This is a genomic window from Flavobacterium sp. HSC-61S13 (assembly GCF_024171535.1).
In the GTDB taxonomy this organism is placed as follows: domain Bacteria; phylum Bacteroidota; class Bacteroidia; order Flavobacteriales; family Flavobacteriaceae; genus Flavobacterium.
In genome coordinates this window covers 26141-48189 of sequence record NZ_JALJZV010000013.1, presented here as the reverse complement: position 1 = coordinate 48189, position 22049 = coordinate 26141, and the positions used below count along the sequence as shown (strand labels likewise).

25 protein-coding genes are annotated in these 22049 nt (G+C 37.6%); 16 read left to right on the top strand and 9 right to left on the bottom strand.

What is annotated here, in order from left to right; all coding sequences use genetic code 11:
• Positions 1-60: 60 nt before the first annotated feature.
• The 9 genes from L1275_RS12395 to L1275_RS12355 form a co-directional block, all read right to left on the bottom strand.
• Positions 61-2760 carry a hypothetical protein gene (locus tag L1275_RS12395; RefSeq protein ID WP_253473648.1) on the bottom strand — a complete coding sequence of 900 codons (2700 nt, stop codon included), beginning with the start codon at positions 2758-2760 and terminating at the stop codon, positions 61-63.
• A 389-nt stretch (positions 2761-3149) separates the two neighbouring features.
• On the bottom strand, positions 3150-3974 hold the full coding sequence (locus tag L1275_RS12390) for a hypothetical protein (protein ID WP_253473645.1): 825 nt from the start codon (positions 3972-3974) through the stop codon (positions 3150-3152).
• Positions 3975-3992: 18 nt separating this feature from the next.
• Positions 3993-4826, bottom strand: a complete 834-nt coding sequence (locus L1275_RS12385; protein WP_253473642.1) for a hypothetical protein — start codon at positions 4824-4826, stop codon at positions 3993-3995.
• A 68-nt stretch (positions 4827-4894) separates the two neighbouring features.
• Complete coding sequence (locus tag L1275_RS12380; protein ID WP_253473639.1) at positions 4895-5740, bottom strand: hypothetical protein; 846 nt, start codon at positions 5738-5740, stop codon at positions 4895-4897.
• A 264-nt stretch (positions 5741-6004) separates the two neighbouring features.
• Complete coding sequence (locus L1275_RS12375) at positions 6005-6841, bottom strand: hypothetical protein (protein WP_253473636.1); 837 nt, start codon at positions 6839-6841, stop codon at positions 6005-6007.
• Complete coding sequence (locus L1275_RS12370; protein ID WP_253473633.1) at positions 6834-7046, bottom strand: hypothetical protein; 213 nt, start codon at positions 7044-7046, stop codon at positions 6834-6836. Before L1275_RS12370 ends, L1275_RS12375 begins: the two co-directional genes overlap by 8 nt.
• 2 nt (positions 7047-7048) lie before the next feature.
• Positions 7049-7627, bottom strand: coding sequence for an RNA polymerase sigma factor (locus L1275_RS12365; protein WP_253473630.1), 579 nt, complete (start codon positions 7625-7627; stop codon positions 7049-7051).
• 101 nt (positions 7628-7728) lie between these two features.
• Positions 7729-8451, bottom strand: coding sequence for a DUF1266 domain-containing protein (locus tag L1275_RS12360; protein WP_253473627.1), 723 nt, complete (start codon positions 8449-8451; stop codon positions 7729-7731).
• 132 nt (positions 8452-8583) lie between these two features.
• Positions 8584-9171 (bottom strand): riboflavin synthase, encoded by a 588-nt coding sequence (locus L1275_RS12355; RefSeq protein ID WP_253473624.1) that lies wholly within the window; start codon positions 9169-9171, stop codon positions 8584-8586.
• Between the two features lie 58 nt (positions 9172-9229).
• On the opposite strand from L1275_RS12355, the gene pdxA reads away from it, so the two are divergent.
• From pdxA to L1275_RS12275, 16 genes are all read left to right on the top strand, one after another.
• Positions 9230-10294 carry a 4-hydroxythreonine-4-phosphate dehydrogenase PdxA gene (gene pdxA / locus L1275_RS12350; RefSeq protein ID WP_253473621.1) on the top strand — a complete coding sequence of 355 codons (1065 nt, stop codon included), beginning with the start codon at positions 9230-9232 and terminating at the stop codon, positions 10292-10294.
• A 56-nt stretch (positions 10295-10350) separates the two neighbouring features.
• Positions 10351-10908 (top strand): DUF177 domain-containing protein, encoded by a 558-nt coding sequence (locus L1275_RS12345; RefSeq protein WP_253473618.1) that lies wholly within the window; start codon positions 10351-10353, stop codon positions 10906-10908.
• Between the two features lie 9 nt (positions 10909-10917).
• Positions 10918-11112: a 50S ribosomal protein L32 gene (rpmF, locus tag L1275_RS12340; RefSeq protein ID WP_219294860.1), complete on the top strand. Its 195-nt coding sequence runs from the start codon at positions 10918-10920 to the stop codon at positions 11110-11112.
• A 159-nt stretch (positions 11113-11271) separates the two neighbouring features.
• On the top strand, positions 11272-12267 hold the full coding sequence (locus L1275_RS12335) for a beta-ketoacyl-ACP synthase III (protein ID WP_253473615.1): 996 nt from the start codon (positions 11272-11274) through the stop codon (positions 12265-12267).
• A gap of 23 nt (positions 12268-12290) precedes the next feature.
• A complete protein-coding gene (gene accB / locus L1275_RS12330) occupies positions 12291-12791 on the top strand; it encodes an acetyl-CoA carboxylase biotin carboxyl carrier protein (protein WP_253473612.1) in 501 nt (166 codons plus the stop codon).
• A gap of 71 nt (positions 12792-12862) precedes the next feature.
• Positions 12863-14212, top strand: a complete 1350-nt coding sequence (accC, locus tag L1275_RS12325) for an acetyl-CoA carboxylase biotin carboxylase subunit (RefSeq protein WP_253473609.1) — start codon at positions 12863-12865, stop codon at positions 14210-14212.
• Between the two features lie 135 nt (positions 14213-14347).
• Positions 14348-14548 carry a cold-shock protein gene (locus tag L1275_RS12320; RefSeq protein ID WP_219294864.1) on the top strand — a complete coding sequence of 67 codons (201 nt, stop codon included), beginning with the start codon at positions 14348-14350 and terminating at the stop codon, positions 14546-14548.
• A gap of 200 nt (positions 14549-14748) precedes the next feature.
• A complete protein-coding gene (locus L1275_RS12315) occupies positions 14749-15114 on the top strand; it encodes an NADH-quinone oxidoreductase subunit A (protein ID WP_253473606.1) in 366 nt (121 codons plus the stop codon).
• A 12-nt stretch (positions 15115-15126) separates the two neighbouring features.
• Positions 15127-15678, top strand: a complete 552-nt coding sequence (locus L1275_RS12310) for an NADH-quinone oxidoreductase subunit B (protein ID WP_253473603.1) — start codon at positions 15127-15129, stop codon at positions 15676-15678.
• A gap of 1 nt (position 15679) precedes the next feature.
• The gene (locus L1275_RS12305; protein ID WP_253473600.1) at positions 15680-16201 is read left to right on the top strand and encodes an NADH-quinone oxidoreductase subunit C; all 522 of its coding nucleotides are present in this window, start codon (positions 15680-15682) and stop codon (positions 16199-16201) included.
• 31 nt (positions 16202-16232) lie between these two features.
• Positions 16233-17468 carry an NADH-quinone oxidoreductase subunit D gene (locus tag L1275_RS12300; protein ID WP_253473597.1) on the top strand — a complete coding sequence of 412 codons (1236 nt, stop codon included), beginning with the start codon at positions 16233-16235 and terminating at the stop codon, positions 17466-17468.
• A 4-nt stretch (positions 17469-17472) separates the two neighbouring features.
• Positions 17473-18003 carry an NAD(P)H-dependent oxidoreductase subunit E gene (gene nuoE, locus L1275_RS12295; protein WP_253473594.1) on the top strand — a complete coding sequence of 177 codons (531 nt, stop codon included), beginning with the start codon at positions 17473-17475 and terminating at the stop codon, positions 18001-18003.
• A gap of 4 nt (positions 18004-18007) precedes the next feature.
• Positions 18008-19375, top strand: coding sequence for an NADH-quinone oxidoreductase subunit NuoF (nuoF, locus tag L1275_RS12290; protein ID WP_253473591.1), 1368 nt, complete (start codon positions 18008-18010; stop codon positions 19373-19375).
• Between the two features lie 56 nt (positions 19376-19431).
• Complete coding sequence (locus L1275_RS12285) at positions 19432-20457, top strand: 2Fe-2S iron-sulfur cluster-binding protein (RefSeq protein ID WP_253473588.1); 1026 nt, start codon at positions 19432-19434, stop codon at positions 20455-20457.
• A gap of 12 nt (positions 20458-20469) precedes the next feature.
• A complete protein-coding gene (gene nuoH / locus L1275_RS12280) occupies positions 20470-21501 on the top strand; it encodes an NADH-quinone oxidoreductase subunit NuoH (RefSeq protein ID WP_219294872.1) in 1032 nt (343 codons plus the stop codon).
• A 5-nt stretch (positions 21502-21506) separates the two neighbouring features.
• A complete protein-coding gene (locus L1275_RS12275) occupies positions 21507-22049 on the top strand; it encodes an NADH-quinone oxidoreductase subunit I (protein WP_219294873.1) in 543 nt (180 codons plus the stop codon).

Below are 22049 nucleotides of genomic sequence, written 5' to 3'. Positions count from 1 at the left end.
ATTCTTAGCGGGCAGGGTTTTTCTACTTGTAAATGATACAATAACGGCATCAATAGCACTCTATATTGAATTGAATAACTGATTTTCCAAGCGTGTTAATCTTTCCTTCATCAACTCAGATTCTGATTTTAATTGATTGATTTCCGCTTCTTGTCTGTCAATTAAATCTTGTTGCTCAATGCTGTGCAAAAATAACTCTTCAATTTTTTCCAATTGCTGAATGCTCAATTCCGTCATATCAAATGAATAACCGGCATCAGTCTTGTTCAAATCTGATATTTTAGTTACACCTGGAAGGTGATTGTTTTCTGCAATAAAAGACTTAACATAATCCAAAGACTTAAATTCGTAATTATTATTTATATCGGAATACCCATTAAAATAATTCTCGAAAACATAATCCGCATAGACACTGTTTGTCGTATACAACTTACCCGTTGTACTGATATTTCCTGCTACGTGGAATTTCACATCTTGTTCAACACCGCCTATATTTAGGCTAGGAATTACAGACGTTCCCACCGCTACACTACCTTGCTGGTAAATGTCCTCTAAGTAACTTACAGCCGGAGTGGTATTATTTTGCTTATTCCATGGTCTTGATGCTTGAAGGCTTGCTAAGGCAACATCTACATTATTCCCATCGGAATCCTTCAGTGTCAAGAATTCTCCTGTGGAATCAACAGTAAGAGAAACGTTGGTGGTATTTATACTCGACCAATCTATATCGGTTGGTAAACCATCATCATTATAATATTGTAATTTGTTGGTTACAGGGTTGTAAATCACATATCCGTACTTTTTATTGAGATTGGTGATGATCTCATTAATCACGTTTTGATTGTTGAAAATCTCAGTAAGGTGCGTCTCTGTAATAGCTGTAACAAAATCAGCATGACTGAAGATATCCTTTAGAGCTACGGCTACCGTATTTCCTTCTGTGTCTGTAATCACCAAATCCGATCCAACTATAGTAAACGATTGGTTGGTCGTATTAAAATCACTCCAATCGATATCGATCGGTAAACCATCATCATTATAATATTGGAATTTTTTGGTCACAGGGTTGTAAACCACATATCCGTACTTTTTATTGAGATTGGTGATGATCTCATTAATCACGTTTTGATTGTTGAAAATCTCAGTAAGGTGCGTTTCTGTAATAGCCGTAACAAAATCAGCATGATTAAAGATTTCTTTTAGCGCAACCGCTACCGTATTGCCAGCTGTATCTGTAATCACCAAATCCGATCCATCTATAGTAAACGATTGGTTGGTCGTATTCAAATCGCTCCAATCAATATCGGTCAATACACCCGCATCGTTATAATATTGGAATTGGTTGGTTACAGGGTTGTAAACCACATATCCGTACTTTTCATGTAGATTGGTGATGATCTGATTAATTACGTTTTGATTGTTGAAAATCTCAGTAAGGTGCGTTTCTGTAATAGCCGTAACAAAATCAATATGTCTAAAAATATCCTCTAAATCCACCTGAACTGTAGCCCCATCAGTATCTGTAATCACCAACTGCGTTCCCGTATCATCGACGTCAAAATCTCTATTGGTCGTATTAAAATCACTCCAATCGATATCGGTTAAACCAGTTGAAGGGTCGTGATATTGAAATTTTTTGGTCACAGGATTGTAAATCACATATCCGTACTTTTTATTGAGATTGGTGATGATCTCATTAATCACGTTTTGATTGTTGAAAATCTCAGTAAGGTGGGTTTCTGTAATAGCTGTAACAAAATCAGCATGACTGAAGATATCCTTTAGAGCTACGGCTACCGTATTTCCTTCTGTGTCTGTAATCACCAAATCCGATCCAACTATAGTAAACGATTCGTTGGTCGTATTAAAATCACTCCAATCTATATCGATCGGTAAACCATCATCATTATAATATTGAAATTTTTTGGTCACAGGATTGTAAGTCACATATCCGTACTTTTTATTGAGATTGGTGATGATCTCATTAATCACGTTTTGATTGTTGAAAATCTCAGTACGGTGCGTTTCTGTAATAGCTGTAACAAAATCAGCATGACTGAAGATATCCTTTAGAGCTACGGCTACCGTATTTCCTTCTGTGTCTGTAATCACCAAATCCGATCCAACTATAGTAAACGATTCGTTGGTCGTATTAAAATCACTCCAATCTATATCGATCGGTAAACCATCATCATTATAATATTGAAATTTTTTGGTCACAGGATTGTAAGTCACATATCCGTACTTTTTATTGAGATTGGTGATGATCTCATTAATCACGTTTTGATTGTTGAAAATCTCAGTAAGGTGCGTTTCTGTAATAGCCGTAACAAAATCAGCATGGTTAAAAATCTCACTTAGAAGCACCTCTACCTGATTTCCATCACTATCTTCCAAAACCAATTTACTATCCGTATGATTTACGGATAACTTTGTATTTACCGTGTTATGAGCAGGCAAAGCCTCGATGTCTTCTAAACTTACCAGTCGCAACCACTTACTATTCATCCAATAGTAGTAGCCCGCCCCTAGGTTAGTATTGGTATTGAACACCAACAAACTATTAACATTCCCAGCACTAATTGTAGTTTCATCTGTAGTACTTACTAGAGAAACTCTCGGTATTAAAACCCCTTTATTCGAAGCTACAACATCCAATTGTGATGATTCATTAGGTATTTGCGTTCCGACCCCTACTTGGGAATACCCGGTTGCTACAATACCTAATAAGAAAACTACTGAAAGTAATTTTTTTTTCATAATATCTATTTTTAACGTTCTTTCAATCGTTTAGACACGTCATATAGAATAAGTCACAAAAAAAGGCCTAAAAAAGCCAAAAAACGATCTTATCTTGCTGTTTTTTTATTAAAAAACATAAGGTAAATTCAAAAAAAACAATTAAACACTTAGCGCACCAAAATTAAAAATACTAAAAGAATAAAAATATGAGAGTTTTTAAATCAGAGGCGCTTTTATTCCACTAAAAGGCAGATATCTAACTTAATAAAAAACAGGATTTAGTTATTTTTTATAACTAAATCCTGTTTTTTATGGAAAGGCTCAACAGTTGTAAAACCTTAATCAACTTTCTTTAGACAATAGGAACAACAACTATAGATTACCTGACGCTCACTATTTCCCTATCTCTACAATTCTTGAATTACTATTAGTGTTCCTTCTTGCTGTCCAGTTGATTGACCAGCAACATAGGTTACAGTTCCACCTACTGGACCGCGGGCTTCTAACATTAACTTAATGCCTAGATCACCAGAATACAAATAACACACGGCATACGTTCCCGCTCCCTTGGAATTTGCTAAGGAGCTCGATTCACTAGTTCCAGGGCTACTGAAGTAAAGTTGTGCATTGGCAGTTAAGGGTTCTACTAATTTAAATTGGGTTTTTAAATAAGTGCTTTCCGAATTTGATCCGATTCCAACCATCGCCATCAATTTGTAAGATTTACCAGGCGCAATAGATATAACCGACTGATTCACACCTGTGAGCAGAACATCATTATCACTATTCTTTTTTCCTGAGATTGCATTCCAGCTTACTGCTGTACCGGTATTCATGACCTGCTGCTGCACGTTTTTATCAATTTTTAGAATTGTTTTTTCTGCAACCACATTAGTATATCGATCCAATTTTTCCCATTTGGTTCTCATTGCATCGTAGTAAAAGTAACCTTGTTCTGTTACTTTTTCTGTTTTTCCACCGATATCTGGGATTAATAATGGATCAAATACAAAAACCATGATTCCGTCTTGATCGCTATTATAGAGAAGATCTTTGTTTTTTAAGTCCATTCCACTAATCTTAGGCACCATAAGTCCATTCGGAATTAAGTCGTCAACATTTGTGGCAATTTCTAAATCAACATTGGGTTGATGAGTATACATCCCGACATTTTGAGCAAATCCACTCCATGAAAGAGATAAGCATAAAATCTGAATAGTAGTTTTTATCATTTTTTAGGGTTTTAACCATTACAATTCTTCTATGATAAGATGTGTATAATAATATGGATCTTCGTTTTCATTACCTGCAATTTCCAGAAAACGATTTCCTGACCGATGTCCATATACTGGCGCATTTAATCGTATAGCCATTTCCTGACTATGCGTATCAATCACCGTTGTAGCGTGCGCAACTCCGCCGTCTTGATAGGCTTCATTATTTGTTTCAAGATAGCCCCATGACGACACCTCAAGGGGTTTCGAACTTTGAGATTCAAATCGGGTAACTACATATCCCGGCTTATTAGCTGAGACAATACTAATCATCGCCGTAATTTTAAACAAATGACCTTTGGGAAACCGGATAGTAGTTTGATCGGCATCGATGCTTATCAGATTGGATTTTGGGGTTCCTTGGATAGCGTGCCATGTCAAAAAATTATCAACGAAATTAGTATTATTATTGTTTGATGGATATTTTAAAGCATATCTACCATTTCTCGAAATTTTAGCATAAATAAGTCCGTCCTCTTCTATAATATTAGTGTTACGTCTTCCTAATAAAGACCATATATTAGAGTTTGCATCGTAATAATAATACCCCCTTTGAACAACTTCTCTTAAAGCACCGGTCAGATTGGAAGCGGGTTCCGTAACGTAAACCAAGACCCCATCTAATTCCCCGGCTAATCTGGTTGATAATTGATCTGCGGGCAGTCTAGGAAAAAGAACTCCCACCGCCTGATCATCAGAAGTCTGTTTATTAATATGTAGAGATACTTTAGGTTCTCTTTCATTTATTCCGATTTGTGCATTGAGATTACAACAACATAATAGTAGAAATGCGATAAATACATTTTTCATATATCTATAATATTTATTTTTTAATGACTTCATGTAAAGAACTATCGTGAACACGAAAACAATTCAGTTTAAATTTCCTCAATAATTAAATATGTGCCTATGGTGTTATGTGCGGCACCACCTGCTATATTAGTCCGTTTATTTCCTTCTCTCGTTGCATTTGCTCTAAGGGTAGCTCCAGTTATTCCAGTATACAAAATCATCACGGCTGGCGTTGCCCCACCTTGGTTAGTTGCTGTATAATTGGATGAGCGGGCAAAACCCGGGCTTGAGCTATACAACTCAACACCCGGCTGCTGATTTATTAAAATCAAATCACTTCTCAGGCTAGAGGCTATTTTTTTCTGACTTTCAGAGCCACTGCCAAATCCAATAGGAATACTCCCATGTATTTTCAAGGTTTTAAAAGGAGGTAAAACAATATCTGTCGCATTATTTTGGAGGGAAATTAAATGTGAATTAGCTCCATCAAAACTCGAACTCCATCTAATGGCCTCTGTATCTGACGTCATTAGTCTTGTTCCCGCACTATTAATAATGACGAAGACTTTATTATCAGTCATCTGCGATTTACCACGAATTGTAGGTTTCCATTGTCTATGTGGCTCGTGATGATAAACATACATTCCTTTTTTAGTAACTTCTACAGTCTTGTGAGTAGACTTCTCTTTTGAAACCCCTTCGGTGACAAAGATCAAAGTACCTTCTTGGTCACTTCCATAAAAGGCGTCGTTCTCTGCTAATTCTTCTCCAGATAAACGAGGAATAATCACTCCTCTCTCTGACGAAACTTTCTCGTTTTTTGAGACATCTAGAGTTGCCTTAGGCGTCACAGTATACAGTCCTGTTTGAGAAAAAATCAACATCGGACATCCCATTAATAAAACACAGTAGATAAAAGTTATTTTGCTCATAGTATTGTGATTCTTAATTACCTAGCCATATCCCCTTAAAAGATATTACAAGAGACGGCTTTGCTTTTCTTTACAGTTAGTTTGTATTTATTTAGACACTATAGCTTTAAAAAGTCACCGTTCTAAAAAAAAAAACACCACTACCAAGAATTAAAACAGCCACCGTTACAGAGGCATCAAGCAACAAAAATCAGGATTTGACAGTAACTTCAGTAATCAATCTACTGTTTCGTTAAGAGTCCATGCATACTCAAGAATTCGAGTCTAATTATCTAGAAATTCAATCACACTATAGGAAACATTTTTTATCGGAATCAGGGTGTTTTTTCCTGAAATATCCAAACATAGGTATATATTATCAATGGAAAGTATTATCCCTTCCAACTCATTAATTCTAATTCGCTTACCCACTTTAAGGTTCTTACGCGCATAGAATGAATATAATAATAATGTTACCAATTCTTTGGATCCCATACCAAGTGATAAAGCGATTGCTACAAAAACAGCCCCTATAATGATTGATATATTATGAGTAATTATATCGGTATTTATTCCGGCTTGATTTAACGCAACAATAGTAACAAAGAGAAACATCACGTAAAAAACTAGCTGACCTAACAACTTGGCTCCCCGAAAACCTACTACAGCTAAAAAATTTATCATGGCTCTTTTTAGCCAAGAAGCCAAATATAAACCCGAAATAAAAATCAGCAAGGAAATAAAGAATTGAGGAATTAATGCTACAAAGTTCCCTACCTGCGCAGAAACGATTTCTAATCCAAACATATCCGCACCGATAACCATAAAAACTAATGCGAAGAAAACTTTTATAAAAGCATCAATAATCATCATCAAGTTCAACTTGATTTTAGCTTTGTTTAAAAACTCATTATCGTTAAAATTATGTTGTATTTTTTCGATTCTAGTCCAAACGAACAATTTCTTCGTCAGTAGTGAAATCAACTTAATACTGCCCCAACACAGGAAAATGTAAAGAAAAATAACCAAAGCTTTTAATACTCCGGTAGCTAAGGTATTAATCAAAGAACCAATAAATTGAGAAGGGTCGTCTATGTTTAAAGTTTGTGAGAAACTATTCATTTGTTGTTTTGTTAAAATTATCCGTTTTTGTGTCTTCCGTATGAGTGTCTTTAAGTAAACTTGCCATAACATTTGGCAATTTTATCGCAAATAATTCCGCCACTTCTAAAGATAATTTTATAAGTGCAACATTATCTGTGACCCGAACTTTAATGATTTCGGGCAACTTTTTATCATGTAAAATTTTTTTAAAAGGATTTGCCATTTTTACAACGAATTATAGATTTCCAAAACCCTTTTCTTTGCCCTATGTAACCGCATCTTTACGGCACTTTCACCGATACCAACTTGTTCAGCAATGGTTTTTATAGACAGGTCATCTTGGTACTTCATAAGCAACACCACTTTTTCTTCGGGTTCAGCAATTTTTAGTGCGCGTTGCAACTTTTCCGCATTCATAGCGAGAATTTCCTCATCCGCTATATCGGTTTCCCCTACGGGAATACTGTAATTATATTCGTCTATTAAATCGGTCTCTAGGTTTTTCTTTTTTAAATCGCGGTTATAAAAATTGACACAATGATTATAAGTAAAAGAAAACAGCCATGTCGAAAACTTTGAATTCCCCTTAAAAGTATCCAACTTAACAAACAATTGTATAAAGATGTCGTGTGTCAAGTCTTGAGCCATCGCATCAGATCCAGAAAAACTCCTGCACTTATTGTAAACTAAATTTGAATATCTGTCGTATAAGATCCCGAAATAGGACGTATCACCAGTCTCTATGACCAAGGCCACCAGTTCTTCATCTTCAATATTAATATGTCCTATCGAATCTAACTCCATAACTACGTTATCTAATGGTCAAATAGAATTTAGACACCAGATTTAAGTAAAAGTCACACATTATACGAATTTTAACATCCATCTAACCTAAACTACCATTATTAATTCCTTTGAGTTAAGGGATAATGGTGGAAATAAATTTCCGGCTGTTGCATGATTTCATTTAAAACCAAGATATAATTACTGGATTCGTCCTCTGAAGTATCAAATAATAAGGCGCGACCTTTTAGATAACCGATGAAATATTGACACCAATTCGAATAATTCAGTTCCGCAACGGCATAGGCTCTTTTAAGATAATTAACAGATTCTTCTTCGGTAAGCCAGCCAATGGTAAAAGCATATCGGATAATCAGCCCAGCTCTTTCAATGTCCCAGCTTGCTATATTCGTAATCTTAGCATAGGATTCTAGATTAAATGAGTAGCCACAATCAAAAAACCTCGTCTCGCATTTTTTATCAATAAAATGGTACAACTTACCCTGCTCTGCAAGTAAGACTGAGGCTACGGGATATTTGGGATGTGATTTTTGTTGAATCAAGACCGACTCAGCAACGTCTTTGTAATTGTGAACGCTCGGAAGGTTTAAAAGACTCTCGATAAGCTGTTTGGCATTTCTAGAACTTACTACGCACCAAGCCTGATTCAAGATGTTTTCAATCTTTGCCGGATCCAACCTCGACCTCAAAGTACTGCTGTCGCTTTTGTAATTGGCCTCGATTAAAAAACTACCTATAATCAATAAATGCTCTGGTACTGTAGTTAATCTATATTTGCGATAAAAATCGTCTTTCCATCCTGAAGTTTCTGAAGCATATTCCATAATATTATATTTTTACGATTGCACAACCTAGTAAATATAATGTATTCTAAGGAGTTAGACAAAAAACACATCGATATTCCACCCGTTATAACAGTTAAAATTTTAATATCCGTTGGATTTCTTCAGCAGATTTTAGCGCAAGGACATCATTTTAGAAACATACTTGCCGATGACATCAAATTCCAAATTTACTAAACTCCCTACTTGGTAAGTACCGAACAAAGTATGCGCCAGAGTATATGGTATAATAGCTACTTTAAAAGTATTTCGACCTGAATCCACTACGGTTAAACTCGTACCATCTACGGTTATCGATCCTTTCTCAATGGTTAAATTTGCAAGTTTTTCATCGTACTCAAAACCGAAATAGGTACTACCCTCTGAATCTTCTATCGATACACAGCGCGCCGTTTGATCAACATGTCCTTGAACCAAATGCCCGTCTAATCGCGCTCCCAAAATCATCGCACGTTCTAAATTGACCCGATCCCCTACTTTCCAATTTCCGATAGCCGTTTTCTCTATGGTCTCTTTAATCGCTGTCACCGTATACGATGAATCGGTCAAATCCACTACGGTTAGACAAATCCCATTATGACTAACACTTTGATCAATTTTTAATTCACCCGCCATGGCAGCCGTCATAGTAAGATGTAAATTCTCTCCCTCTTTGATGATTTTTTCGACGATCCCGAAGGATTCCACAATTCCTGTAAACATAACTCGATTTATTTTCATTAAATTTGCTTACAAAATTAGCAATAAATTACAGCTTATTATGAACCATCAAGAAGAAAACATAAAGCTTGGCATTTCAATCGGAGACATGAACGGAATCGGAAGCGAGATCATCCTTAAAACTTTCGAAGACAACCGCATGCTCGAATTGTGTACCCCAATAATTTTTGCCAATTCAAAGCCTTTCTCTTTTGTAAAGAAAATATTAGGCAACAATGCTGCCATACACGGAATAGACCATTTAGAACAAGCCGTTAAAGGAAAAATAAACGTATTAAACCTCTGGAAAGAGACTGTCAATGTAAGCTTTGGGACCAACGATCCTTTGATCGGAAAATACGCGATTAAATCATTTACCGAAGCTACTGCGGCGTTAAAAGCCGATTTGATTGATGTTTTAGTGACCGCCCCCATCAATAAGTACAACATTCAGGATGAAGACTTTAAACATCCTGGCCACACAGATTACCTCAATCAAGAGCTAGAAGGTGATGCGATGATGTTGATGGTTAGCGATTCACTACGCATCGGTTTGTTAACAGATCACGTTCCATTAAAAGACGTTGCCAAAGAAATCACAGCAGAACTGATTATACGCAAAGTAAAAACACTGAATAAGTGTTTGAAAGAAGATTTTAACATCTTAAAACCGCGTATTGCCCTTTTGGGATTAAATCCGCATAGTGGAGATAACGGCGTTATTGGGCAGGAAGAACTAAAAACCATCAACCCAACTGTTAAAAAGCTCTTTGGCGAAGGCATTTTAATAACAGGACCTTTTGCTGCTGATAGTTTTTTCGGCTCCAATCAGTACGAAAAATTTGATGCCATCCTGGCTTGTTACCACGACCAAGGCCTAACACCATTTAAAACACTCGCGTTTGGAACTGGAGTAAATTACACCGCAGGACTTAATAAAATACGCACCTCGCCAGATCATGGAACTGCGTATGAAATAGCCGGAAAAGGCTTGGCTGATCCTAGCTCATTCAGAGAAGCGATATATTTAGCTATAGATGTTTTTAAGAACCGAAAAATCAATGCAGAACTCATTAAAGAGCCGTTAGTTACACGACAAAAAGATTTTACATCAAAAAAATATTGATAACCTGCTTGTAATTATAATTATTTTATATCTTTGCACGCTCAAATCATGTTCTCATGAGTAATGAAAAACAATTCTTGATTCCTTTTATAGGGCTAAAATTAGGAAAACACCAGTTTGAAAATCAAATAGATAAATCGTTCTTTGAACTTTATAATTTTGATGATTTCAACGATATTAAAGCAGACGTTGTCGTTCTTTTAAATAAAAAAAGTACACATCTTGAGTTTTCCTTCTCGTTTGAAGGCCATGTAAATGTTCCATGTGACGTTACAGCTCAGGATTTTGATATGCCCTTAAAAGGAAAATTAGAGATCATCGTTAAGTTTGGCGACAAATTTAATGAGGATCACGACAAATACATTGTCATTCCTTTTAATGAACACAAAATTGATGTGGCTCAATATGTTTATGAAATGATTGCCTTATCTATTCCGCACAAAAGGGTTCACCCTGGAGTTTTAGACGGGAGTTTAGATTCTGAAGCTTTAGACTATTTAGGTTATAGCAAGGAAAAAGAGGAAGAAGAAGAGAACGAAGAAATTGAAAGTAACAAAGATAATGATACTGATCCTCGATGGGATCAATTAAAAAAACTATTAACGGATAAATAATACAGTAAGATGGCACATCCTAAGAGAAAAACCTCGAAAACAAGAAGAGATAAAAGAAGAACGCATTATAAAGCGGTTGCTCCTCAAATTGCTACATGTCCAATCACAGGTGAAGCTCACCTTTACCACAGAGCTTACTGGCATGAAGGAAAATTATATTACAGAGGGCAAGTTGTCGTAGACAAAGCCGTAGCTGTAGCATAATTATCAAGAAAAATAAGGGAAAACTCTCACAATGTGTGAGAGTTTTTTTTGTTATTTAAAATCGCGATTTGATTCCGAACTGAAAATAACAGTTGCTTTCATTTTTTTTTTGTAATTTCCACCACTTTTTGGAATGTTTTTAATACAAAGCACCCCCATATGACAAAAATAAACGCTGCCATTACCGCCGTAGGATGCTATTTACCAGAATATGTACTAACCAACAAAGAGTTAGAGAAAATGGTTGATACCAACGACGAATGGATCACGACAAGAACTGGAATAAAAGAAAGAAGAATTCTCAAAGGAGAAGGAAAAGGCTCTTCTTACATGGCTATCAAAGCCTCTGAAAACCTAATCGAAAAAAGGGGTCTTGATCCTAAGGAAATCGATTTAGTTATTGTAGCTACGGCTACTGCAGACATGCCCGTTGCAAGCACTGCTGTTTTTGTAGCGACTCAAATTGGCGCTACTAATGCTTTTGCTTTTGACCTTCAAGCGGCTTGTTCAAGTTTCTTATACGGGATGTCGGTTGCCTCTGCGTATATCGAATCCGGCAAATACAAAAAAGTATTACTTATTGGAAGCGACAAAATGTCTTCCATAATTGATTATACCGACCGCGCCACCTGCATCATTTTTGGTGACGCAGCAGGCGCTGTTCTTTTTGAACCCAACCATGAGGGTTATGGTCTTCAAGATGAAATATTAAAAAGCGATGCCGTTGGACGGGATTACTTAAAAATCGAAGCTGGCGGATCAATACTTCCCGCATCAGCAGAAACCGTTGCCAACAAACAACACTATGTTTTCCAAGATGGTAAAACCGTTTTCAAATATGCCGTTTCCAACATGGCTGATGTCAGCGAGAAAATCATGCAGCGCAACAATCTAACACATAACGACGTTAACTGGTTAGCAGCTCATCAAGCGAATAAACGCATTATAGATGCTACAGCACATCGAATGAATTTAGACGAGTCCAAAGTACTAATCAATATTGAAAAATACGGAAACACCACTTCCGCTACACTTCCACTATTACTTTGTGATTTCGAAAACCAATTAAAAAAAGGTGACAACATCATATTCGCCTCATTTGGCGGAGGATTTACTTGGGGTGCCATTTACCTCAAGTGGGCATATAACAAATAAAACAACTAACCAATACCAAAAGTATGGACATTAAAGAAATTCAAAACTTAATTAAATTCGTAGCAAAGTCAGGTGCTACTGAAGTAAAATTAGAAATGGATGATTTTAAAATCACCATCAAAACCACCGATGCTGGAAGCACAGAAACAACTTATATCCAACAAGTTCCCGTTAACTCTGCGCTTCCTCAAGCTGCTGCCGCTCAACCAACAGCTCCTACCGCTCCAACGGCTGAGTCAGCTGCTGCTACTGAGGCTGCCAAAGTTGCTGATCAAGATTCTAAATACATCACTGTTAAATCTCCAATCATCGGTACGTTCTACAGAAAGCCATCGCCAGATAAACCGGCATTTGCAGAAGTTGGAACTACCATCAAAACCGGAGATGTTGTCTGTGTTATTGAGGCTATGAAACTTTTCAACGAAATTGAATCAGAAGTTTCAGGAAAAATCGTAAAAGTATTGGTTGACGACGCTTCACCAGTTGAATTTGACCAACCTTTATTCTTAGTTGATCCATCTTAAGAAATTTAAATCATTTCTAAAAACCTTTAGAACAAGGATTTAAACCCAAGTAAAATTTAAAATTTCAAAAGATGTTTAAAAAAATATTAATCGCAAACCGAGGTGAGATTGCTCTAAGAATTATTAGAACATGTCGCGAGATGGGTATCAAAACCGTAGCCGTATACTCGACTGCCGATGCCGAAAGTTTACACGTAAGATTTGCAGATGAAGCGGTTTGTATCGGTCCACCTCCAAGCAACCTATCGTATTTAAAAATATCAAACATTATTGCAGCGGCAGAAATCACCAATGCAGATGCTATTCACCCTGGGTACGGATTTCTTTCAGAAAACGCTAAGTTTTCAAGAATCTGTGAAGAACATGGAATCAAATTCATCGGAGCTTCACCAGATATGATAGACAAGATGGGAGATAAATCAAGCGCTAAAGCGACTATGAAATTAGCTGGTGTACCGACGGTACCTGGATCTGATGGAATCATTGAAAGCTTAGAAGACGCTAGAATTATAGCCAAAGAAACCGGATATCCCGTAATGATCAAAGCCACTGCAGGTGGTGGAGGAAAAGGGATGCGCGCGATCTGGAAAGAAGAAGATCTTCAAAAAGGATGGGAAGATGCTCGTCAAGAAGCCCTTGCGGCCTTTGGAAACGACGGTATGTACATGGAAAAACTGATTGAAGAGCCAAGACATATCGAAATCCAAATCATCGGAGATTCTTACGGAAAAGCTTGTCACTTATCAGAACGTGACTGCTCCATCCAAAGAAGACATCAGAAATTAACCGAAGAAACTCCATCGCCATTTATGACCGATGAACTTCGTGACAAAATGGGAGAAGCTGCGGTTAAAGCCGCTGAATTCATCAAATACGAAGGAGCAGGAACTATTGAATTTTTGGTAGACAAGCACCGAAATTTCTACTTTATGGAAATGAATACTCGCATCCAAGTAGAACACCCTATTACCGAACAAGTCATCGATTACGATTTGATTCGCGAACAGATACTGGTTGCAGCAGGAGTACCTATTTCCGGAAAGAACTACCTTCCTCAATTGCACTCTATCGAATGCAGAATCAATGCGGAAGATCCTTATAATGGTTTTAGACCTTCACCGGGTAAAATCACTACCCTACACGCACCAGGAGGCCACGGAGTTCGTTTAGACACTCACGTATACTCAGGCTACACGATTCCACCAAATTACGATTCGATGATCGCTAAGTTAATTACCACGGCTCAAACCAGAGAAGAAGCAATTAACAAAATGAAACGCGCATTAGACGAATTCGTTATTGAAGGAATCAAAACAACGATACCCTTTCACAGACAATTAATGGACGATCCAAATTATGTTGCTGGTAATTATACCACAGCATTTATGGAAGATTTCACGATGAAAGCACCACAAGAATAAACCAAAAACCGCTATTTTAGCGGTTTTTTTTTGCTCTAAAATCACCTTAAAAAAAACCTACATTTTTTATCTTAAAAATTGTAGATGTCAATAATTATAATATCTTTGAGCATTATTAATATTTTTTTTTTTAAAATGCGAACAGGCAAAGTTAAATTCTTCAACGAAGAAAAGGGTTACGGATTCATCACAGACGATCAAACAGGGAATGATATTTTTGTACATGCTACTGGATTAAACGGAAGTGAACTTCAAGAAGGTTTCCGCGTTTCTTATGTTGAAGAAGAAGGAAGAAAAGGCAAAGTAGCCGCACAAGTAGAGGTAATAGAAGATTAATTATATATTATTTTCCATTGGCTTATAAACCGTTCTTACTTTAAGAGCGGTTTTTTTTGTTCTAACATCTTGTTATTTATAATTAGTCTAATTATTTATTAGCCCTACTTACCTAGAAAAGGAGAAGTGTATCTCTATATAATTTGATATAATCTCCCTTCAGAGTATATTTGTGTAATTTATATTAAAAATGTTTTTTTATGCAATCAACCCAATTAGATTTTATACCGATTTTAATGCAGCTTGGCTTAGCAGCTGGTTTTGTTGTATTAACTGTATATATATCAGGTCTATTAGGGCCTAAAAGAAAATCTCATAACAAAGATATCAATTTTGAGTGTGGAATCGAATCGGTAGGAAACGCGAGAATTCCTTTTAATGTAAAATACTTTCTTGTCGCAATACTTTTTGTATTGTTTGATGTTGAAGTAATCTTTTTGTACCCCTGGGCCGTCAATTTTCAGGAAATGGGCTGGGAAGGTTTTTGGAAAATGGGGATATTCATGTTCCTATTGATCATTGGTCTTCTATATGAATTTAAGAAAAAAGGTCTCGAATGGGACTAAAACAGGCAAGTTATGGACGATAAATCTAAATATAAAATGGCCGATGCACCGGATGGATATTCTGGAGAAGGATTTTTTGCTACTAAACTAGATACGGTTGTTGGATTGGCTAGAGCCAATTCGATGTGGCCACTTCCCTTTGCTACTTCATGTTGTGGTATTGAGTTTATGGCTACTATGGCTGCGCATTATGACGTGGCTCGTTTTGGTTCGGAACGTATGAGTTTCTCGCCTCGACAAGCAGATATGTTATTGGTCATGGGAACCATCGCTAAAAAAATGGCTCCGATCTTAAGACAGGTTTACGAACAAATGGCTGAACCAAAATGGGTAATTGCCGTTGGTGCTTGTGCCTCTTCAGGAGGGATTTTTGACACTTATTCAGTACTGCAAGGTATCGATAAGGTAATCCCTGTTGACGTTTATGTACCTGGATGCCCTCCAAGACCAGAACAAATTCTAGATGGAATTTTGAAATTACAAGATATCGTAAAATCAGAATCCGTTAGAAGAAGAAGTTCGGAAGAATATACAGATTTATTAAATTCTTATAAAATCAAATAAAATGGCTTTAGAGACTGCTGTTATTCAAAATATGTTGATTGAAAACTTCGGGCTATCGGTTACTGAATTTTATCAGCAACACGATATTTTTACTTTTGAAGTGGCACCGGATGCTTTGCATGATGTAATGGCCTTTTTAAAAGATGATGAGACTTTACGCTTTAACTTCTTAACCGACGTTTGTGGAATTCACTATCCAGACTATACCGAAGACAGACAATTGGCTGTCGTATATCATATGCACAACTGGCTTGACAATGTTCGAATCAGAATCAAGACTTATTTAAACATAAAAAAACCCGAAGTAAACACGGTTTCTGATCTATTTCTAAGTGCCAATTGGCAAGAAAGAGAAACCTACGATTTCTACGGTATTATATTTAAAAACCATCCACAATTAAAACGAATTTTAAACATGGATGAAATGGTTTCTTTTCCACTGAGAAAAGAATATCCTTTAGAAGACGGAGGAAGAACCGACAAAGACGATCGATTCTTCGGAAGAACTGTACACAACTGTTAATAGAAACCTGAAATAAGACTGCAACCAAACTATGTCAGACCTATTATTACCACCAGAGCATCGATATGCGAAGCTCATCGAACAACGTTTAAAAGAGGACGGAACGGAACTATCTATTCTTAATCTAGGCCCTACGCATCCCGCTACCCACGGTATTTTTCAAAACATCCTATTGATGGATGGAGAAAAAATCATCGATGGAGAAGGAACCGTAGGTTATATACACCGTGCATTTGAGAAAATTGCAGAAAACAGACCTTTTTATCAAGTCAATGTTTTAACAGACCGCTTAAACTATTGTTCTTCTCCAATCAACAATACCGGTTGGTGGATGACTGTGGAGAAAGCATTGGGAATCGAAATCCCTAAACGCGTACAATATTTACGTGTCATCATTATGGAATTGGCTCGTATTGCCGATCACATTATATGTAGTTCGGTAATGGGCGTAGATACCGGAGCTTTAACCGGTTTCTTATACGTATTCCAATACCGCGAAAAAATATATGAAATTTACGAAGAAATCTGTGGTGCCCGATTAACTACAAATATGGGACGTATAGGTGGATTTGAAAGAGAATGGAGCCCTGCTGCTTTCCGTAAAATCGATGAATTCTTAGCGGAATTCCCAGCGATTTGGAAAGAGTTTGAAGGCCTACTCGAAAGAAATAGGATATTTATGGATCGTACCATAGGCGTTGGGGGCATTACTGCCGAAAAAGCGATTAGCTACGGTTTTACTGGTCCAAACTTACGTGCTGCAGGTGTAGATTACGACATCAGAGTTATGCAACCGTATTGCTCCTACGAAGATTTCGAATTTGATATACCTGTTGGACAAAACGGAGACTGTTACGACCGTTTTACCGTTCGTAATGCCGAAGTATGGGAAAGTTTAAAGATCATCAGACAGGCGTTGGACAAAATGCCAGAAGGCCCTTATCACGCAGATGTTCCAGAATATTACCTACCTCCAAAAGAAGATGTTTACCAAAACATGGAAGCCTTGATTTACCACTTTAAAATTGTGATGGGAGAGATACCCGTTCCAAATACAGAAGTGTACCAACCCGTAGAAGGAGGAAACGGTGAGTTGGGGTATTACCTGATTACCAATGGAAGTAGAACGCCTTATAGACTTCACTTTAGAAGACCTTGTTTTATATATTATCAAGCGTATAACGATATGGTTCAAGGACAGATGTTGTCCGATGCCATCATCACCTTATCGAGTATGAATGTTATCGCAGGAGAATTAGACGCTTAAGAATATGGAAAAGACAGCTTACAAACAAACTATAAATATCACACCGGCTCTTCAAGCGCGTTTAGACGAATTGATCAGCCATTACCCAGCCGATAAGAGAAAATCTGCCCTACTTCCCGTTTTACACGAAGTACAAGATGCTCACGACAATTGGTTGAGTACCGAATTGATGGATACTGTAGCCGAAATCCTACACATCCGCCCTATTGAAGTATATGAAGTAGTTACATTCTACTCCATGTACAATCAAAAACCAATGGGTAAGTATATGTTTGAATTTTGCCTTACTTCCTGCTGTGGTTTGCGTGGTGCAGACGATATGCTGGAGTATGCTTGTGAAAAACTACAAATTGCCCCAGGAGAAACCACAGCTGACGGTCTGTTTTCCGTTGTTGGTGTTCAATGCTTGGGCGCTTGTGGATATGCACCAATGATGCAATTGGGAGATTTCTACCAAGAGCACCTTACCAAAGAAAAAATCGATCAAATTATAGAGGACTGCAAAGCAGGTAAAATAATTCTTCACGACAAATAGTATCATGGGAAAGAAAATATTATTAGATAAGATCAATATTCCGGGTATAAAAACTTATGAAGTTTACCGTCAAAATGGAGGTTATGCCTCTGTAGAGAAGGCTTTAAAAACCATGCAACCCGACGAAATTACGGAAGAGGTCAAAACTTCTGGATTGCGAGGTCGTGGTGGAGCAGGATTTCCCGTAGGATTAAAATGGAGTTTTATCGACAAAAAATCGGGCAACCCGAGACATTTGGTTTGCAATGCTGATGAGTCTGAACCGGGAACTTTTAAAGACCGTTTTTTAATGGAATACATTCCTCACCTATTGATTGAAGGAATGATAACCTCGAGTTATGCTCTAGGCGCACATCTCTCTTATATCTATATCAGAGGGGAATATATGTGGGTTTATAAAATATTAGAACGCGCGATTAAGGAAGCTTATGACGCGGGTTGGTTGGGTCAAAACATCTTGGGAACCGATTATCACTTAGACCTACATGTACATTGTGGAGCGGGTGCATATATCTGTGGTGAAGAGACCGCGTTGATTGAATCGTTAGAAGGAAAAAGAGGAAATCCACGTATTAAACCTCCTTTCCCTGCTGTTAGTGGTTTATGGAAAAACCCTACGGTGGTAAACAACGTGGAATCCATTGCCAATGTGCCTTGGATTGTTATGAATTCCGGTGAGGAATACGCTAAAATAGGTGTAGGTCGTTCAACGGGAACTAAATTAATTTCTGCTTCTGGTCATGTTAAAAATCCTGGAGTATATGAAATTGAAATGGGAATTACAGTAGAAGAGTTTATCAACTCCGACGAATATCTTGGAGGTATGATTGACGACAGACCCATCAAGGCCCTAATTCCAGGAGGCTCATCCGTACCGATACTTCCCGCGCATTTGATATACAAAACCGCAACGGGAGAAGATCGTTTGATGACTTACGAATCGTTAGCCGATGGTGGATTTGCAACGGGGTCATCTATGGGTTCTGGTGGATTTATCGTATACAACGACACGGCTTGTATCGTTAGAAATACTTGGAATTTTGCTCGTTTCTATGCTCACGAAAGCTGTGGACAATGTTCGCCGTGTAGAGAAGGAACCGGCTGGATGGAAAAAGTATTGCACCGTATCGAAACGGGAACAGGAAACATGGAGGATATCGATCTACTATGGGACATCCAAGGTAAGATTGAAGGAAACACCATCTGTCCTCTAGGTGATGCTGCAGCTTGGCCAGTAGCAGCGGCTATACGTCATTTCAGAGAAGAATTTGAATACCATATTTTATTCCCTGAAAAGATTAAAAACAGAGATCATTATGTTGCAGAACCCTTTGAAAGTGTGAAGCACCTGATTTCGAAACAAACCATATAAATTTAAGCCTACGTTTAAAGGTTTGTTCGCAAACTTTGAACCTAAAACATATAGTTATGAAAGTTACAATAGACGGACATGAAATTGAGGTAGAACCAGGAACAACTATTCTACAAGCAGCCAGAATGATTGGAGGAGAATCAGTTCCTCCTGCTATGTGTTACTATTCCAAATTAAAGGGAAGTGGCGGAAAATGTCGTTGCTGTTTGGTCGAAGTGGCCAAAGGAAGCGAGGCAGATCCTCGTCCGATGCCTAAGTTAATGGCTTCTTGTGTAACAGGAGTTATGGACGGTATGGAAGTAAAAAGCATTTCTTCACCGAGAGTTGTCGAAGCCAGAAAGTCGGTTACTGAATTTTTGTTGATCAACCACCCGCTGGATTGCCCAGTATGCGATCAAGCAGGGGAATGTGATTTACAAAACCTCAGTTACAACAACGGAAAAGAAGCGACTCGATTTAAAGAGGAAAAAAGAACCTTTGAACCCGAGAACATCGGCGACAAGATTCAACTGCATATGAATCGTTGTATTTTGTGCTACCGTTGTGTAATGACAGCAGACCAAATCACCGATGGACGTGTACACGGGGTATTAAATCGCGGAGATCATTCCCAAATTTCAACTTGTGTGTCGGCAGCGATAGACAATGAGTTTTCTGGAAACATGATTGACGTTTGTCCTGTTGGAGCTTTGACTGATAAAACATTTCGTTTCAAATCACGTGTTTGGTTTAACAAACCATTTAATGCCCACAGAGATTGTGATAAATGTTGTGGTAAAACAACGCTTTGGATGTTTGGTGACGAAATTCAAAGAGTTACTGCCCGAAAAGACATCTATCACGAAGTCGAAGAGTTCATCTGTAACGAATGTCGCTTCGACCATAAAGACACTAAAGATTGGGTTATTGAAGGACCGAGAAAATTCGAAAAATTCTCTGTCATCAACCAAAATAACTATACACAACCTTTACAAAAAGTCGTGATCAATACAGAAGCGCAAATCTTAAAAGGACGTGATCAAGATCGTTATAAGATTAGTATGAAAAACATCCCTTATAAAGCAGAGGAATCTAAAAAATAATTTCATTCAAAAATGGACAATACTATCATCATTGAAAAGGGTGTGATTATCCTTATCGTTTTTGCCATCACTATGGTTATGGCTATGTATTCGACCTTAGCGGAACGTAAAATCGCCGCTTGGATTCAGGATCGTATCGGCCCTAACAGAGCTGGTAAAGGCGGGATTCTACAACCTCTTGCTGACGGACTTAAACTTTTCTCCAAAGAGGAGTATGCTCCAGACACTCCTAATAAATTTTTATTTATTTTAGGACCAACTATTTCTATGACTGTCGCACTGATGACTAGTGCTGTTATTCCATGGGGAGACCGTTTACACCTTTTCGGCAGAGATATTCTCCTACAAGTAACCGATATCAATGTGGCCATGCTTTATGTATTTGCCGTATTATCAGTTAGTGTATACGGAATTATGATTGGTGGATGGGCTTCCAACAATAAGTTCTCTTTGATGAGCGCCATGCGTGCCGCTTCGCAAATGATTTCGTATGAGGTAGCTATGGGACTTTCGATCATCGCTTTATTGATGATGACGCAAACCTTGAGTTTAAGAGAAATTTCCCTACAACAATCGGGCATGAACTGGAACGTATTTTACCAACCTTTAGGTTTCCTAATATTCTTGGTATGTTCGTTTGCAGAAACCAATAGAACTCCTTTTGACCTTGCAGAATGTGAGCAAGAGTTAATCGGTGGATACCATACTGAATATTCTTCGATGAGAATGGGATTCTTCCTATTTGCGGAATACGCCAGTATGTTTATCTCGTCAACGATCATAGCTGTTTTATATTTCGGTGGATACAACTATCCGGGTATGGATTGGGCAGTGACCAACTGGGGAGTAAATCCAGCTAATATCATTGGAATCATCGTCTTGTTTATCAAGATCTGTTTTTTCATCTTTGTATATATGTGGGTACGTTGGACTATACCGCGTTTCCGTTACGATCAATTGATGAATTTAGGTTGGAAAAACCTGATTCCATTGGCACTATTTAATATTATTATTACAGCAGTAGTTATCTTACTCTTAAAATAAAAAACATGGCTTTAGATACTATTTCATTATCAGGCAGAAAAAAACAGGTAACCAACACGACCATGACCTGGTCGGAGAAAATTTACCTTGTGGCGATTATCAAAGGGATGATGGTTACTTTTAAACATTTATTCAAAAAGAAAGTAACGATCAGTTATCCAGAAATGACGCGTCCATTTAGTCCTGTTTACAGAGGACGCCATACCTTGATGCGCGACGAAGAAGGACGTGAACGCTGTACGGCTTGTGGCCTATGTGCCCTATCTTGTCCAGCAGAAGCCATTTCTATGAAATCTGCTGAGCGTACTGCAGAAGAAAAACACTTATACCGCGAAGAAAAATATGCTGAGATCTACGAGATCAACATGTTGCGTTGTATATTTTGTGGTTTGTGTGAAGAAGCCTGTCCAAAACAAGCGATTTACTTGACGAAATCACAAACCATCGTAAAATCAAGCATGAATCGCGAAGATTTTATCTATGGAAAAGATAAGTTGGTGATGCCTTTAGATGCAGCCATTCAAAACACTAAACAGAATCAAGCGTAA

What these genes read in the sequence shown, in the direction of transcription:
- accB (WP_253473612.1), top strand. Translation starts at nt 12,291, where the DNA reads ATGGACATTAAAGAAATTCAAAACTTAATTAAATTCGTAGCAAAGTCA.
- L1275_RS12315 (WP_253473606.1), top strand. Translation starts at nt 14,749, where the DNA reads ATGCAATCAACCCAATTAGATTTTATACCGATTTTAATGCAGCTTGGC.
- L1275_RS12380 (WP_253473639.1), bottom strand. Translation starts at nt 5,740, where the DNA reads ATGAGCAAAATAACTTTTATCTACTGTGTTTTATTAATGGGATGTCCG.
- L1275_RS12335 (WP_253473615.1), top strand. Translation starts at nt 11,272, where the DNA reads ATGACAAAAATAAACGCTGCCATTACCGCCGTAGGATGCTATTTACCA.
- L1275_RS12390 (WP_253473645.1), bottom strand. Translation starts at nt 3,974, where the DNA reads ATGATAAAAACTACTATTCAGATTTTATGCTTATCTCTTTCATGGAGT.
- L1275_RS12375 (WP_253473636.1), bottom strand. Translation starts at nt 6,841, where the DNA reads ATGAATAGTTTCTCACAAACTTTAAACATAGACGACCCTTCTCAATTT.
- L1275_RS12310 (WP_253473603.1), top strand. Translation starts at nt 15,127, where the DNA reads ATGGACGATAAATCTAAATATAAAATGGCCGATGCACCGGATGGATAT.
- L1275_RS12395 (WP_253473648.1), bottom strand. Translation starts at nt 2,760, where the DNA reads ATGAAAAAAAAATTACTTTCAGTAGTTTTCTTATTAGGTATTGTAGCA.
- L1275_RS12355 (WP_253473624.1), bottom strand. Translation starts at nt 9,171, where the DNA reads ATGTTTACAGGAATTGTGGAATCCTTCGGGATCGTCGAAAAAATCATC.
- nuoH (WP_219294872.1), top strand. Translation starts at nt 20,470, where the DNA reads ATGGACAATACTATCATCATTGAAAAGGGTGTGATTATCCTTATCGTT.
- L1275_RS12345 (WP_253473618.1), top strand. Translation starts at nt 10,351, where the DNA reads ATGAGTAATGAAAAACAATTCTTGATTCCTTTTATAGGGCTAAAATTA.
- nuoF (WP_253473591.1), top strand. Translation starts at nt 18,008, where the DNA reads ATGGGAAAGAAAATATTATTAGATAAGATCAATATTCCGGGTATAAAA.
- accC (WP_253473609.1), top strand. Translation starts at nt 12,863, where the DNA reads ATGTTTAAAAAAATATTAATCGCAAACCGAGGTGAGATTGCTCTAAGA.
- L1275_RS12365 (WP_253473630.1), bottom strand. Translation starts at nt 7,627, where the DNA reads ATGGAGTTAGATTCGATAGGACATATTAATATTGAAGATGAAGAACTG.
- nuoE (WP_253473594.1), top strand. Translation starts at nt 17,473, where the DNA reads ATGGAAAAGACAGCTTACAAACAAACTATAAATATCACACCGGCTCTT.
- rpmF (WP_219294860.1), top strand. Translation starts at nt 10,918, where the DNA reads ATGGCACATCCTAAGAGAAAAACCTCGAAAACAAGAAGAGATAAAAGA.
- L1275_RS12305 (WP_253473600.1), top strand. Translation starts at nt 15,680, where the DNA reads ATGGCTTTAGAGACTGCTGTTATTCAAAATATGTTGATTGAAAACTTC.
- L1275_RS12285 (WP_253473588.1), top strand. Translation starts at nt 19,432, where the DNA reads ATGAAAGTTACAATAGACGGACATGAAATTGAGGTAGAACCAGGAACA.
- L1275_RS12320 (WP_219294864.1), top strand. Translation starts at nt 14,348, where the DNA reads ATGCGAACAGGCAAAGTTAAATTCTTCAACGAAGAAAAGGGTTACGGA.
- L1275_RS12300 (WP_253473597.1), top strand. Translation starts at nt 16,233, where the DNA reads ATGTCAGACCTATTATTACCACCAGAGCATCGATATGCGAAGCTCATC.
- pdxA (WP_253473621.1), top strand. Translation starts at nt 9,230, where the DNA reads ATGAACCATCAAGAAGAAAACATAAAGCTTGGCATTTCAATCGGAGAC.
- L1275_RS12275 (WP_219294873.1), top strand. Translation starts at nt 21,507, where the DNA reads ATGGCTTTAGATACTATTTCATTATCAGGCAGAAAAAAACAGGTAACC.
- L1275_RS12360 (WP_253473627.1), bottom strand. Translation starts at nt 8,451, where the DNA reads ATGGAATATGCTTCAGAAACTTCAGGATGGAAAGACGATTTTTATCGC.
- L1275_RS12385 (WP_253473642.1), bottom strand. Translation starts at nt 4,826, where the DNA reads ATGAAAAATGTATTTATCGCATTTCTACTATTATGTTGTTGTAATCTC.
- L1275_RS12370 (WP_253473633.1), bottom strand. Translation starts at nt 7,046, where the DNA reads ATGGCAAATCCTTTTAAAAAAATTTTACATGATAAAAAGTTGCCCGAA.